Genomic DNA, 14598 nt, shown 5'->3' on the forward strand with positions numbered 1-14598 from the left:
GGCCAGGGCCGCCGATGCGAAACAGGTATGCGAACGCTACAAATGACATCTCCGTGACACCGCACAGCCCAGGCCTGACAGCGAGACTGCGGTAACATTCTCCAAAGATGCCGGACCTGGCGTAATCACCGCTTATCCCGGCAGGCCAGAGGACTCGACGATGAGCATGAGCACGCGCAACAACGCAAGAATACCCAGTAGCGGCAAGTCGCCCATAGCGTTGGCGCACGGCTTCGGCGGCGATCGGCGCATGTGGCGCCGCCGCGCGCGGCAGTTCGCGCACGAATACATGCAACGGATGCTGCCCGCCGGCGCGCGACATCTCATTGAGAACGCCGGCCATTGTCCGCATCCGGGCTCGCCCGGGGCGAACGCCACGGCCATGTGCGCTTGTCTCGAGCGGATGAGCCAATAAAGCGATGCAAAGCACGCACCGTCCGTTACCGTCCTCCGATGCCTTGTTCGAGCATGCTGCCTGCGGTCTGCTCGTGACCGCCCCCGACGGCCGGATCCTGCGCGTGAACGCCACCTTCTGCGGCTGGCTCGGCTATAGCGCGGCAGAGCTCGCCGAGGCCAGACACATTCAGGATCTGCTGACCGCCGGTGGCAAAGTGTTCTATGACACGCACTGGGTACCACTGCTGCAAATGCAGGATTCGGTGGCCGAAATCAAACTGAACATGGTGCATCGGGACGGTCGCATGGTGCCGATGCTGCTCAATGCCGTGCGCCGCCATCACGGCGAAAGCAGCTACCTCGAGGTGGCGGTGCTGATCGTCGAAGATCGTCATAAGTACGAGCAGGAGTTGCTGCTTGCGCGTCGCAACGCGGAGGCATCGGTCGCCGCGCATCAACTCGCGCAGAGAGAATTGCGGGAAAGCCGCGACGTGCTGAGCCTCGCCATGCGCGGCGCGCGCATGGGTGCGTGGTCGCACGAGCCGAAGTCAGGCAAATTCTGGTGGAGCCGCGAACTGGAAGCGCTCGCGGGCTACGCGGAGGGACGGTTTGCAAAAATGCCCGGTGGCTTTTTCGAACTGATTCATCCCGGCGATCTGATTGCGCTCAACGAGGCGGTCGATCAAGCGGTAGCAAGCAGCGACGACTACGTCGCCGAATTCCGCTTCCTGCATGCAAGCGGCGACTGGTGCTGGATGGAAGGCCGCGGCCGTGCCACCTATGACCCCCACGGCGAGCCGCTAACGATCTATGGCCTCGGCACCGACATCACCGAGCGCAAGGACGCGCAAACGGTGCTGCTACGCCAGGCGGCGATTTTCGAGCACCTGAGCGACGCCATCGTCATCACCGACCTGAGGGGCAACATCACCGATTTCAACGCCGGTGGCGAGCGCATGCTGGGTTATCGCATGCGCGAAATTCTCGGCAAGCCGATCGCGATGTTCCATCCACCGGAAGACGCGTTGCGCGTGCGCCGCGAAGTGCTTGCCGCCCTCGCCGCCGAGGGTACGTGGCGCAGCGAACTGACTTTCGTACGGCGAGACGGCACACGCGGGGTCTGTGAAACGGTCGTCAAACCGTTGGCGAACGCGCGTGGAGACACCTACGGCGCGGTCTGCGTGAGCCGCGACATCACCGGGCGCAGACGTGCCGAACAGCAATTGCAGCGTCTGAATCTGGAGCTCTCCAAGGCCGATCGCCGCAAGGACGAATTTCTCGCCACGCTCGCACATGAGCTGCGCAATCCGCTCGCGCCAATGCGCAATGTGCTCGAAATCCTGCGCCTGAAAGAATTCGCCGACTCGCAACTGAGCTGGTCCCGCGACGTGTTCGACCGGCAGTTGCAACACATGACGCATCTGGTCGACGACCTGCTGGAAGTTTCGCGCATCACGCAGGGCAAGCTCGAATTGCGCAAGCAGCGGCTCGAACTCGCGCGCGCGATGCAGTCCGCCATGGAGGCGGCGCAACCCACCGTGCAGGCGTCGGCGCATCATCTGAGCGTGACGTTGTCGCGCGAGCCGCTCTACCTCGACGCGGATCCCACACGCCTGTCGCAGATGATCCTGAACCTGCTGAACAACGCCGCCAAGTACACGCCGCCCGGCGGCAGCATTTCGCTTGCGGCGGAGCGCGAAGGCGATGAAGCCGTGATCGTCGTGCACGATTCGGGCATCGGCATTCCGCGCGAGCATCTGGACAGCGTGTTCGAAATGTTCTCGCAACTCGCGCCGGCACTGGAGCGCTCGCAAGGCGGCCTCGGCATTGGTCTCGCGCTGGTGCGCGGCCTCGCCGAACTTCATGGCGGTACGGTCGCCGCGTTCAGCAGCGGTCCGGGCAGCGGCAGCGAATTCGTGATCCGCCTGCCGTTATCGAAGGCGCCCCCGGTGCCGTCGGATAGCGCACCGTCCGAGGTACTGCACACGGCGGGCTTGCGCGTCGTGATCGTCGACGACAATGCGGACGCAGCCGATAGCCTCGCCATGGTGCTCGAACTCGAAGGCCACGAGGTGCGCACGGCGGGCGACGGCATCGCCGGGCTGGAACTGATCGACGAATTCGCGCCGCAGGTGGTGATTCTCGACATCGGTTTGCCGCGCCTGAACGGCTACGAAGTGGCGCGCCGCATTCGCCAGGATCATCACGACGCCCATATTCTGCTGATCGCCGTCACCGGCTGGGGCCAACAGCAGGACAAGCAAACCGCTGAAGAGGCCGGCTTCGATCATCATTTCACCAAGCCGGTCGATCCGCGAGAATTGCAGCGTGTGTTGAGCGGGCAACGGGATTAAATACTCAGGGCCAACGTGCTTACCGATATTACATTGGCCTTCGCCGCCGTCCTGCACGAAATCCTCTCGCCACGGACGGAGACTTCATCCCATGTTCGATGAAGCTCAGGTAGTCAGTGCGCTCGCCGCGCGCGATATCGTTCCCGATGCAAGTCAGCGCGACGCGATTGCGGCGCTCGTGGCGTTAACGGGCTCTACCGCTAGCGGGCGACGCGCCAGGTCCGGCGATACGCCTGCGCATCAGGGCGTCTATTGCCACGGCCTACCCGGCCGCGGCAAAAGTCTGGTGGTCGACACGGTGTTCGAGTTGGCGAGCTGCCGGAAGCGGCGCCTGCATTTTCACGAATTTCTGCGCGAGATGAACCGGCGTCTGGTGAGCGAGCCACGGGGCGACGATCGGCTTGGGTCAGTCTCGAGACAGTGGCTCGACGGCGTGGAACTACTGTGCTTCGACGAATTTCATGTACACGATATCGCTGATGCGTTCCTGATGGGCCGCTTTCTCGACATTGCGATCAGCCAGGGCACGCGCGTCGTGCTGACCTCGAACTATGCACCGGACACCCTGCTGTCCGACCCGGAGTTTCACGAGCGTTTCCTGCCGACGATCGAACAGATCAAACGCTGCTTCACCGTGATTCACTTCGACGGCGCACGCGATTACCGCTTCGGCGGCGAAGAAGCGGCGCTCCCGCATTTTCTGGCGCCGCTTGACGCGGCAACGCGCGACGCACTCCTGCAAATTTTTGTGCGCTACGAGGGCGACGAGACGCTGGAGCCCGCCACGGTCAGCGCAGCAGGCCGGCCACTCGCTGCGCGCGCCGCGGGGGCGGCACTGCTATGGGCCGACTTCGAAAGCCTGTGCGTGGCGAGCCGCTCGCACCTTGATTATCTGGACCTGGCCGAGCAATGGCATGGTCTGATTCTCGATCAGGTGCACACCGGGTGGCTGGCGAAATCCCATACGCTGCAGCGATTCATATGGCTCGTCGATATTTTCTACGACCGAAAATGCGCACTGTTCATTGCGTCCGATCAGCCGATCGAGGCGGCGTTAAGCGGACTAGAGGGCGCGCACGATCTGTCGAGAACGCTCAGCAGGCTCGCCGAAATGCAATCACGGGCCTATCGCAGCACGCTCGACGGCACGGCAGACAGAATTGATAATACGGCAACGCAGACGGCCGCCCAGCCGTCATAGCGGCGCGCATGTCTGAACGGTGAACACCCAGGACCAACAAAAAAGCCGGCGAACTTCACGCTGCCGGCTTCTTCGCTACTGATGGCGCCTTAACCGCGAGTACGCCTTACTTCTGGCTGCGCTTCGCCTTCACCCGCGCAATCTGCTGCTTCGCCGCGTCATACACATATTCGGGCGTGAAGCCGAACTTCTTCTTCAGGTCGGCGAACGGCGCGGACGCGCCGAACGTATGCATCACCACCTGCGCACCAAGCCGCCCGACATAGCGATCCCAGCCCAGCGTCGACGCCTGTTCGACCGCGACGCGCGCATCCACGTCGGGCGGCAGCACCGAGTCCTGATACGCCTCGTCCTGACGCTCGAAGAGGTCCCACGACGGCATCGACACCACCCGCGCCGCGATCCCTTCGCTCCTGAGCTTCTCGTAGACGTCGACGCACAGCGACAGTTCGCTGCCCGTGGCGAGCAAAATCACTTCAGGCTTCTGCCCGTCTGGCGCATCGGCGAGCACATACGCGCCCTTCTGCACGCCCCTGGCCGACGCATAGCGTGTGCGGTCCAAAGTCGGCAACGCCTGACGCGACACGACGATGCACGACGGCCGCCGCGGATCCGACATCGCCACACGCCAGACCTCGGCAACTTCGTTCGCATCGCCCGGGCGCAGCACGGTCAACCCTGGCACACCGCGCAGCGAGGCCAGTTGCTCGACCGGCTGATGGGTCGGACCATCCTCGCCGACGCCAATAGAGTCGTGCGTGAACACGTAGATGGACGGCACTTCCATGATCGCCGAGAGCCGGATCGGCGGCTTCATGTAGTCGCTGAAAATCAGGAAGGTTGACCCGAACGGCCGTAAATTCGACAACGCGAGGCCGTTTACGGCGGCGCCCATTCCGTGCTCGCGAATCCCGAAGTGCAGGTTGCAGCCGCCATAGTTATCGTGTTCGAAGCTGCCCGCGCCTTCGAGTTTCAGATTGGTCTTGGTGGAGGGAGAAAGATCGGCCGCACCGCCGATCATCCAGGGCACGCGCGCGGCAATTGCGTTGAGCACCTTGCCCGACGATTCGCGCGAGGCGATGCCCTTCGGGTCGGCATCGAATGTCGGGATGCCGCTGTCCCAGCCCTCAGGCAATTCGTGCGCTTCCATCTGGGCGAACTCACGCGACAGTTCCGGGTGTTTCTTGTTGTACGCATTGTATCTGGCCTGCCACTCCTCGCGCGCCGCCTTGCCACGCGCGCCGATGCCCTGCGCGAAGCGTTCATGCACGCCGTCCGGGACATAGAAAAATTTGTCTTCGGGCCAGCCGTAGGCTTTCTTGGCGAGCGCCACTTCTTCGACGCCGAGCGGTTCACCATGCGCGGCGGAGGTGTCCTGCTTATGCGGCGCCCCCCAACCAATGATGCTGTGAACCACGATCAACGTCGGCCGGTCCGTGACGCTTTTCGCTTCGACAAATGCGGCTTCCAGCGCCGCGGCGTCGTTCGCGTCGTTCACATGCAGGGTGTGCCAGTTGTAACCGCGGAAGCGGGTCTCCACGTCGTCGCTATAGGCGAGGTCGGTGTGACCTTCGATCGTCACGCGGTTACTGTCGTAGATCCAGATCAGATTCGACAGTTGCAGATGCCCTGCGAGCGAAGCCGCTTCGTGCGAGATGCCTTCCATCATGTCGCCGTCGCCGCATAGCGCATAGACGCGGTAATCGAACAGCGGTGCATCGGGTTTGTTGAAGTGGCTTTCGTACCAGCGTGCCGCCATCGCCATGCCGACGCTATTGCCCAGCCCCTGGCCGAGCGGCCCAGTGGTGGTTTCCACACCGGTGGTCATGCGGTATTCGGGGTGGCCCGGCGTGTTGCTGCCGAGCTGACGGAAATGTTCGATATCTTCGAGCGAGACGGCGGGCGAACCGGTCGGCTTGCCGTCGTCATCCACAGCTTTGACGTTCGCCAGATGCAGCAGCGAATACAGCAGCATCGACGCATGGCCCACCGAGAGCACGAAGCGGTCGCGATTCGGCCACAGCGGCTCGTCCGGATCATAGCGAAGGTGGTTCTGCCACAAATGATAGGCGACCGGCGCCAATCCCATCGGCGTGCCGGGGTGACCGGAATTGGCCTTTTGCACAGCGTCCATCGATAGCGTGCGAATCGTGTTGATGCACAGCTGATCGCGGGCGGGATCGTTTTGCATGAGGACACTCCTTGTTCGGCGGTTGGAGACATCGCCAGGACACACGGTATCGGCGTGGCCGGCGATCGGTGTTCGTAGGGAAGCGCGTGGAACGACGCATGAGGAACCGCAGCCAGACTCAACGATGATGCGCCGATGCGCGCAAATCTGCACGGCGCGTTACATCCAGCGCCGTGTCGTACTGATGATCGGAGCGTGTTCTTTCAGGCGGCTTGCGGTTATGTGCCGGCACAGCGGGCCCCGTGCATGCAAAAGCGGGAGAAACAAGCTCGCCGCCATTGCGATCATGCCGCGTGCAGCCAGTGTTCGATCAGCGGGCCACGCTTGCCGTCGACCGGATCCATGGCGGGGAACGGCAAAGCCTCCATCGCCGCCTGCTCTTTCGGCGTCAGCGCTTCACGGCGGATATCCCATTGCTGGCCTGCCGGATAACCCGCCACCACCTGAAAGTGACGTGCGAACGATTGCAGGCAATGGCCGGTGCCCGCAGGCAGCAGCAAGGCGTCGCCCGCGGACAGGTTCACCACCCTGCCGCCCGGACCGCCGACGATCACCTCGGCGGAACCGTCGGTGACACCGAGCACTTCGTGCGCGGTCGCATGGAAATGGTGGTAATCGAAAATCCCGTCGCGCCATTGCGGAGGCCACGCGTTGCCTTCGAACAGGATCTCGAACGCGGCGGCAAGGTCACCGCTGTCCGAAGCGAGTGCTCCACGGTAAATGATCACCGGCAACTTTCGGCTGTTCGGCACCCATTCGTGCGGCTCCAGCATGAACGCTTCGTACCGGGTCTGAGCCGCGTCGAATCCGTGCTTCGAATCGTTGTACATGGTCTGCTCCTGTGCTTCACGCGCCAGACGCGGCAATCTGTGCAGCGACGCATAAAACGCGCCCGCCCGTGCGCGCGCTCTGCTGAAGCGCCCGTGCACAGCGCTACGGTTGCGAGCGCGTGTACAAACGTATGACGATATTGCGAGCCTTGCCGGTCGATCGCACGCGCAACATCACTTCTTGCCTTGCGACTCGCGTCCGCCACCGCCCGGTGGCTCGGCGTGCGTACCGGTGCCCAGCGGCACTTCGGCGGTTTGCTTCGGACGCTCGCTCGAACGCCGCGGGTTGGTCTGCGCGGCGACCTCAGTTTGCTCCACTGGCTCGATACCGAGCGGACTGGGCTCGACATAGTGGGCACCGCTCGATTTGCTGCGCGGTTTCGCATCCGGTGCTTCGTGCGCTGCGTTGCGGTCTTCGGTGGATTTACTGTCCTGCATGATGCGCTCCTTGAAGTCGGCGATAGCATCAATGCAGCAACAACCGGTCCCTCTCTGCGACAAGTGTGGCTAGCCCGCTCAGCAGCCGTGCGTGGGCATGGCCGTTGCGGTACCGATGCTGAAGGTCTGGACCATTTTTTGTAAAAAGGTGTCTGTGCATCCCACACTGCCGGACCTGCATCCGGACGATCCGGGCCGATGCTATTGCTCCGGTGCCGCGCGGTCGGCGGCGACGATCTCCCGGCCGTAGTCGATTGCGGCCCGGCGTGCCTCGTCGGCGGTCGCGTAGGGGCCGATCTCCGGTGCGCCGTCGAAGGGAAACAGAATCCTCCTGTCAGCTTTTCTGACGACCTTCAGTCCACCTACGTAACGGCCGTCGCCTGTTCCGTGATAGCTGGCGTAAATCTCGAAGTCGTCGTCAGTAACGTCGGCCTTATGTCGCGCCATGTGTTGTTCCCTTATCCCTGCACCTTGGGTGCGTCAATTCCGGTGTCGTATTGCGTCGTCAGATGCCGTAACGGCAGCGAGCGCGTGCCGACGTCGAGCAATACCTGTTCCACCCGGAGCGGGATGGGTTCAGCGCGACGATAAGCGGACGTACACGGTGCGGACTTAAAATCCGCTGCTTCGTGGTTCAGGGCGTTGTAAGCGCCAATCAAGATGCCAACCTGCAATGAAAAAGGCGCGCCGGCTTTAAACCGGTGCGCCTTTTTTCGTTGCTACCAACGTCCAGAAAGAATACCGCTTAAGGCGCGCTTAACGCAGCTTCGCGACGTCCTTGTCGCTCACCCGCGTGGCCGCCGGATTACCGAACTGCGTGGTCACGTAGTTGGTAAGCGCGGCAACCTGCGCATCGTTCAACTGCGTGGCGAATGCCGGCATGCCGACATCGTTGCCTGCGGTCTTGCGGTGTACGCCATGCAAGATCACCTGCACGAGGTTGCCCGGATTGGACGCGCCTACCGTCGAGTTATGCAGCAGCGGCGGATAGTACCCATCCGGCGTGCCCTTGCCTTGCGCCTGGTGGCAGGTCGCACAGTTGCCGAGGTATAGGCGCGCCGGATCGAGCGTACCGTCGCTCATTGCGATGCCGCGCAAACGCGTGACGTCGGTCGACGGCTTGCCCCATGCGTTGCGTGGCTGCGAACTGCTGTCGTTCACCGCCGGCACCGTGCGCACGTAAGTGGCGATCGCATCGATATCCGCGCCGGTCATCTTCGAGAAGCTGTGCTCGACGGCTTCGCCCATCGGACCGGCCGCTTGCGCGACACCCGGCACGCTGCCGGTTTGCAGATACTGCACGAGTTGCGCGTGACTCCAGCCGCCAATGCCGCTATTGGCCGACGAGGTGATGTTGTAGCCATCCCAACCCGCCAGCACCGAGCCGCCGAGGAAGCCGCTGCCGGTTTCGTCGAGCGCCTGCTCCTGCATCGCGAAGCCGCGCGGCGTGTGGCAGGTGCTGCAATGCGCGAGGCCTTGCACGAGATACGCACCGCGATTCCATTCGACGCTCTGGCCCGGCCTGGCCTGATAGGGGCCGTTCTTCAGGAACACCCAGTTCCATGCCGTCAGCGGCCAGCGCATGTTGAGCGGCCACGGAATGTCGCTCGCGCGCGCGGCCTGGTTCACCGGCGCAACGCCGTAGCGGAAGTAGGCGTACAAGGCCTTCACGTCATCGTCGCCAACCTTCGCGTAAGACACGTACGGCATTGCCGGATACAGGTTATGGCCGTCCTTTGAGACGCCCTTGCGCACCGCGCGATCGAAGTCCTCGAGCGACCACGTGCCGATACCCGTTTGCGCATCCGGCGTGATGTTGCTCGAATAGATCGTGCCGAGCATCGGCACTTTCAGCGGCAGGCCTCCGGCAAACGGCTTGCCCTTGACGGTGCTATGACAGGCCATGCAATCGCCCGCCGTCGCGAGGTATTCACCGCGTTTGATCAACGCGGTGTCGTTGCTGCTCACCGCACCGGCGGAATCGTCGGCCTGCGCTAATGCGGGCAGAACCAGCGCACCGGCCAGCAGCCAGAAAAAGGTCTTTTTCAGCACGTTCAAACTTCCTTCTTCAACTGGTCGGCCATGCGAAGTGCAAGCGCGGCAATGGACAGCGTCACGTTGACGGTGCCCACCGTCGGCATCGTCGCGCTGCTCGAGATGAACAGGTTCGGGTGATCGAAGGTCCGGCAATACTTGTCGACCACCGAATCGCGTGGGTCGCTGCCCATGATGGTCGCGCCCGTGATGTGATTGTTCGGTGCGAACTCGTCCTGATACTCGATCTCCGTTCCGCCCAGCACTTTCGCTGCGTTCGCGTAGACCTCTTTCGTATGGACAGCGCCGCGCTTCACGTAATCGTCGATCGCATAGGTAATTTCGGGGCGCGGAATGCCGATTGCATCGACTTCCGTCTTGCTCGGCACGATGCGGTTTTGCGGTTGCGGCAGGATTTCGTGGAAGCAGTCGAACTCGACAAAGCGCGCCGAACGGTCGCGAATCTGCGCGTCCAGTTCGGCCGGTTTGATCAGCTTGCCCTGCTTGAAAATCTTCGCCGTTTCCTGATCGATACGCGACAGGTTCGACAAGTGGATCTTCTTGGCGGCCTCATTCGCGCGGAATGCTCCGTCGCGAAAGCCGATCAGCGAAGTCATTTCCTGTGGACCGCGGCCCGGCCAGAGTTTTTCGTCCGCGTAGAACGTGACGCCCGTGCCCGGGTGGTCCATCAGATTGCGGCCCACCATGTCGGAGCTATTGCCCACGCCGTTCGGGAAATCGTGGCTGGTGGACATCAGCATGATCTTCGGCGTTTCGATGCCGTTCGCGGCGAGCACGAAATACTTGCCTTCCACACGATGCTCATTGCCCTGCGGATCTTTATACAGAGCGGCGGTGATGCGCTTGTTCGCACCGACTTCGAGCTTGTAGACGACCGCGTTATCAATCAGTTTCGCGCCGGCCTGCTCCGCTTTTTCAACGTGCACGATGCCGTTGTACATCGCGCCAATCGGGCAGATCGGCATGCAGTTGTTGTTGCCGCAACAGGTCGGGCGGCCATCGTACGGACGGCTGTTCCGCGCGACCGGTTCGGTCACGACGTGATAGCGCGAGTCGAACGCGTTGAGCTTGCCCTTGATGGTCTGCTCGTTATACGACAGCGGCAGCGGCGCCATTGGGTACGGCTGGCTGCGCGGCGAACCGAGTTCTTCGTCGGTTGGGCCCCACACGCCGAGTTCTTCTTCGGCGCGCTGGTAATACGGCTCCAGTTCCTCGTACTCCATCGGCCAGTCGCGGCCCACGCCATAGGTGGTCTTCATGCGGAAGTCGTTCGGCATGAAGCGCCACGCGGACGCGGCCCAGTGCCACGTCGTCCCGCCCACGGCACGGATGTACTGCGAGTTGAATTTGTGCTCACCCTTCAGGATCAGATAGTTGTTCGGCGGCCCATATTCCGGATGCGGCGCCCATGCGCTCGACGGATACGGCGCCGAGTTATCGGACTTGTCGAACTGATTGCGAAAACGCTCGACGATCTCCCAGCGTGGCATGCGCGGCCCTGCTTCGAGCAGGATCACAGACTTGCCCGCGAGAGCCATTTGATGCGCGACGATCGCGCCCGCGACGCCCGACCCAACGACGACGATATCGGCTTGTTGTGTGTCAGCCATTGCTTAAGCTTGCCTTTCGATGGGTTTGGCGGCCCAGAAACCGGGTTTGTTGGGGCAATACGAACGGATGATCAGCGTGTCGGAGACGACGTCGTACATCAGCGCCTGTTCATACGTGATCACCTGGTTGTCCACCGTACCGAGATACCAGGCTTCCATGATCTTCAGCGCGAGCGCCTGTTGCGCGGCATCGGCAGAACCGGCTGCGAGCGCGCCGGCCAGCTTCGGCAACTGCTGCGCGAGATCGGGCGCGGACTGCTGCAACGCGGCCAGCAAGCGCGCGCCGACGTTGCGATCGAGAGCGGATCTGGCGGTCAACGATTGCGACAGTGTCATGAAGGCGTCGATCGGCGCGACGGCCGATTCGTCGGCCAATGCCTTGAGCGCGAGCGAACCGGTCAGACCGGCTGCCGTCAACGCGAGCGCGCCTTGCAGCCAGCGACGGCGCGTCATGGTGGACGGCTCGCCGCTCGCGGCATGCGCGCCGAAGGTGGTCCCCTTGAGGGACTCGTCGTGAGAGTCTTGTGGAGTCAATTGTTGTTTTTCCCTTGTGAGGCGTTTTATACGTATTGCAGGTACTGCGGAGCGACAGACCACGCCAGCCGTGTTGCTCGTTGTGCTGCTTTCATGCTGCTTGCTGTCTTGCCGAAGAGGCTGCCGGATGTGCTGAATGTAGCGCTAAAGCGGCGTTAGAACTGATGCATCATCCCGACATACGCGCCGGTTTGCGATTCGCCCGCGAGCGGACTCGTGTTATTGACGGCGTCGCGCGGCGACGCTTCAAGCGAAAAATTCGCGTTGCTGCTGTTGCTGACATAGGCCACCGTGCCGTACAGGAAGGTGCGCTTCGACAGGTTATAAGTCGTGCCGAGCGCGTACATCATGGCATGGCCGGACGGATCGTGCGAGGCATCGCCGCCGCCGTCGCCGACCCTGATGTAGTAACCGCCCCCGGTCACGGCCCAGCGCGGCTGAACGTTGTACGTGACGCCGAGCCAATAGTGATCGGCGCTGTCGGCCACACCCACCGGAGAATCCGGCGCCGCGTAATGCGTATACGCGCCCTGGATCTTCACCGCGTCGAAATGCACATTCGCACCGACGAAGTATTCGCGCGAGCTCTGGAAGATGTTGCTCAAGCGGCCGTTGCTGTCGCGCAGCTCGTCATAAATACCGCGCACGTCGAAGAGTGACGAGTGATACGTGAGCATGATGCCGTCGGAGCGGCCAAACTCGCCCGTCGCACCACTGTTGAACGCGCCAGGCTGATTGCCGAAGGCGTATTGCGCCTGTACGTCGAACCCCCACAGCACCGGGCTGTGATACTCGACGTTATTGCTGGTCTGCTGCCAGTTGCGCCCACGTACGAGCGACGCCGAGGAAAATGCCTGCTGCACGAACGGGTCGAATTCCCACACGCCGTCGCTGTCGATGAACAGATTGCGCCCGGCTTGCAGCGTACCCCACTGGTCGCTCTTCAGCCCGACGAAGGCACGCCGCGACCATAGCCGTCCGCCGCTGCTCGTGCCGTTCATGATTTGCAGACCGGTTTCCAGGTTGAAGATCGCATTCAGCCCGCCGCCCAGATCTTCATTGCCTTTGAGGCCCAGCATACTGGTACCCCAATCGCCGCCTTCAGCACTCCATCGGCTCGAACTGCCGCCCGCGCCATTGTTGATGTGATTCAGGTATTCCACGCCGCCGTCGAGACGGCCATATAACTCCACACTGGTTTGACCGTATGCCAGTGGACTCGCGACTGCCAGGGCCGCCATTAATTTTGTATGTAGTCTCATTGTTTTGCCGTGAGTTTCTTCTGTCGAAATGATGGGCAAAGCCAACTGCCGATGAACCAAAACTACTCGCCGTGTCACACTGCGGCTCAACGTGCTGGCGGGTTGCGGACCAGCGGTACGTGCCGCGCCAGTGGGTCTCGCGCAGACAGTTGAACGGTATGGGCAATGACCTGTTGCACATACCGGGTTGTGCCAGCAGGGTTCTGACCGCATTACGCCGGATTGAACCAGTTTGCCAATGGGATGTTGTAAAACTACACGCTGCGCGCACGCACTATAGGTGATCGACGCTTCATAGCCTATCCGTTTGACGCAATAAACTTTTGCTATCAGCGCACTCGACACTCGACATTGAAATCCGCAATCGAATCGACGCGCGCCAAAAAAGATCCCTGCCGGGCAGATCGAAAGGTACTCACGATAAGATAGTCGGTCATTCGGCCTCAGCCAAATCGAAACGCATTATTTGTTATCTGACCATTCACCATTTGCCACTTGCCATGAACGCGCCTGAACTCACCGAAGACGAAAACCTTGGGCTTTACCAACGCGCGACCGAAACCGGCGCGGAATGGTGGCGCGTCAGCGTGGCGGACCGGCCGGAAAACTACCGGCTCGAGCATGGGGTGGATGAAGGCAACGGCACCGGGTCGGTCGATATCGATCTCGTGGTCGACGCTGAAAACCTGCGCGCGAAGCTGAAGAAGTGGCGCCGCGAAGGCTTTGCGATCGATACACCCGATGCCGCCGACGAAGCGGGTGCGGCACAACGGGTGGCCTTCATGCCGGAGTTGCAGCGCGTCGCGGCGCGGGCCTCGGCGGCGAGGCGTCACCTGCCGGTAGAGGGCGCGGGCGAAACCGTGCGCATCGGCCATGTCGACGTGCCGTGCGGCGTGGACAATCCGCTCGTGCCACGCCTCAATCCGGCCTATCTGTTTTCCGAGCGCTTTAACGACATTGTCGAAGATATCGTGGAGAACCGGCGCGTCATGCTGATCGGGCACACCGGCGCCGGCAAGACCAGTCTGATCGAACAGGTCGCCGCGCGCTCGCTTCACGGCGTGTTGCGCTCGAACATGAATGGGCAAACCACCGTCGGCGATTTTGTCGGTTTCTGGACGGTCAAGGGCGGCGAAACGATCTGGGTGGACGGCGTGCTGCCCACCGCGATGCGCGAAGGTTTGTGGCTGATCGTCGACGAAATCGACTTCGCCGAACCGTCGATTCTCGCCGCCCTCACCGCCGTGCTCGAACCGCACGGGCGCCTCGTGCTGAAAGAGAAAGGCAATGAGATCGTCGCGCCGCATCCCGTGTTCAGGCTGTTCGCCACGGCCAATGCGGTCGGTGCGATGAGCCAGTTCCGCCATCTGTATCAAGGCGCGAATCTGATGAACGAAGCGTTCCTCGATCGCTGGCGCGTCTACATGCTCGACTATCTGACGCCGGCTGAAGAAGCCGACGTGCTGACGCGCACGCTCGCCCCGCATATGACACGTGCGCTCGCGACCACTCTTGCCGCGATTGCCGCCGACTGCCGCGCGGCGTTCGCCCGCGAAGACCTGTCGAGCGCGTTCTCCACGCGGCGCCTCCTCGACTGGGCCGAGCTCATGCTGCGCACCGGCGACCCCGAACGCGCCGCCGGTCCTGCGATTTATGCAAAGGTCAGTCCTGAAGATGCCGCGCTGATTCGGGGCATTGTTCGCCATCACATCGCGCCGGCCGCCTGA

12 protein-coding genes are annotated in these 14598 nt (G+C 62.3%); 4 read left to right on the top strand and 8 right to left on the bottom strand.

The genetic code is table 11. The features are described from left to right. The first annotated feature begins 160 nt into the window (after positions 1 to 160). The 3 genes from ACUN0E_RS14280 to zapE all read left to right on the top strand — a co-directional run bounded on the left by ACUN0E_RS14280 (position 161) and on the right by zapE (position 3951). On the top strand, positions 161 to 415 hold the full coding sequence (locus ACUN0E_RS14280) for a hypothetical protein (protein WP_445567003.1): 255 nt from the start codon (positions 161 to 163) through the stop codon (positions 413 to 415). Between the two features lie 4 nt (positions 416 to 419). Continuing rightward, a complete protein-coding gene (locus ACUN0E_RS14285; protein WP_445567004.1) occupies positions 420 to 2750 on the top strand; it encodes a PAS domain S-box protein in 2331 nt (776 codons plus the stop codon). A 91-nt stretch (positions 2751 to 2841) separates the two neighbouring features. Beyond that, positions 2842 to 3951: a cell division protein ZapE gene (gene zapE, locus ACUN0E_RS14290; protein ID WP_445567005.1), complete on the top strand. Its 1110-nt coding sequence runs from the start codon at positions 2842 to 2844 to the stop codon at positions 3949 to 3951. A gap of 106 nt (positions 3952 to 4057) precedes the next feature. Here zapE and tkt read toward each other — a convergent pair whose 3' ends face one another. The 8 genes from tkt to ACUN0E_RS14330 all read right to left on the bottom strand — a co-directional run bounded on the left by tkt (position 4058) and on the right by ACUN0E_RS14330 (position 12850). Continuing rightward, the gene (gene tkt / locus ACUN0E_RS14295) at positions 4058 to 6142 is read right to left on the bottom strand and encodes a transketolase (RefSeq protein WP_445567006.1); all 2085 of its coding nucleotides are present in this window, start codon (positions 6140 to 6142) and stop codon (positions 4058 to 4060) included. Between the two features lie 284 nt (positions 6143 to 6426). Next, positions 6427 to 6972, bottom strand: coding sequence for a cupin domain-containing protein (locus ACUN0E_RS14300; protein WP_408484493.1), 546 nt, complete (start codon positions 6970 to 6972; stop codon positions 6427 to 6429). Between the two features lie 174 nt (positions 6973 to 7146). Next, a complete protein-coding gene (locus ACUN0E_RS14305) occupies positions 7147 to 7410 on the bottom strand; it encodes a hypothetical protein (protein WP_408336628.1) in 264 nt (87 codons plus the stop codon). A gap of 201 nt (positions 7411 to 7611) precedes the next feature. Next, complete coding sequence (locus ACUN0E_RS14310) at positions 7612 to 7857, bottom strand: DUF6723 family protein (protein WP_408224716.1); 246 nt, start codon at positions 7855 to 7857, stop codon at positions 7612 to 7614. Between the two features lie 309 nt (positions 7858 to 8166). Further along, positions 8167 to 9462, bottom strand: coding sequence for a c-type cytochrome (locus ACUN0E_RS14315; protein ID WP_445567007.1), 1296 nt, complete (start codon positions 9460 to 9462; stop codon positions 8167 to 8169). A gap of 2 nt (positions 9463 to 9464) precedes the next feature. Further along, positions 9465 to 11075 carry a GMC family oxidoreductase gene (locus ACUN0E_RS14320; RefSeq protein ID WP_408336619.1) on the bottom strand — a complete coding sequence of 537 codons (1611 nt, stop codon included), beginning with the start codon at positions 11073 to 11075 and terminating at the stop codon, positions 9465 to 9467. 3 nt (positions 11076 to 11078) lie between these two features. Next, positions 11079 to 11528 (bottom strand): sugar dehydrogenase complex small subunit, encoded by a 450-nt coding sequence (locus tag ACUN0E_RS14325; protein ID WP_445570441.1) that lies wholly within the window; start codon positions 11526 to 11528, stop codon positions 11079 to 11081. Positions 11529 to 11764: 236 nt separating this feature from the next. Continuing rightward, entirely contained in the window at positions 11765 to 12850 is a 1086-nt protein-coding gene (locus tag ACUN0E_RS14330; RefSeq protein WP_408225252.1) for a porin, read from the bottom strand. A gap of 521 nt (positions 12851 to 13371) precedes the next feature. Between ACUN0E_RS14330 and ACUN0E_RS14335 the strand changes: the two genes are divergently transcribed. Further along, complete coding sequence (locus ACUN0E_RS14335) at positions 13372 to 14598, top strand: AAA family ATPase (RefSeq protein WP_445567008.1); 1227 nt, start codon at positions 13372 to 13374, stop codon at positions 14596 to 14598.

The sequence above is a fragment of the Paraburkholderia sp. D1E genome (assembly GCF_052682275.1).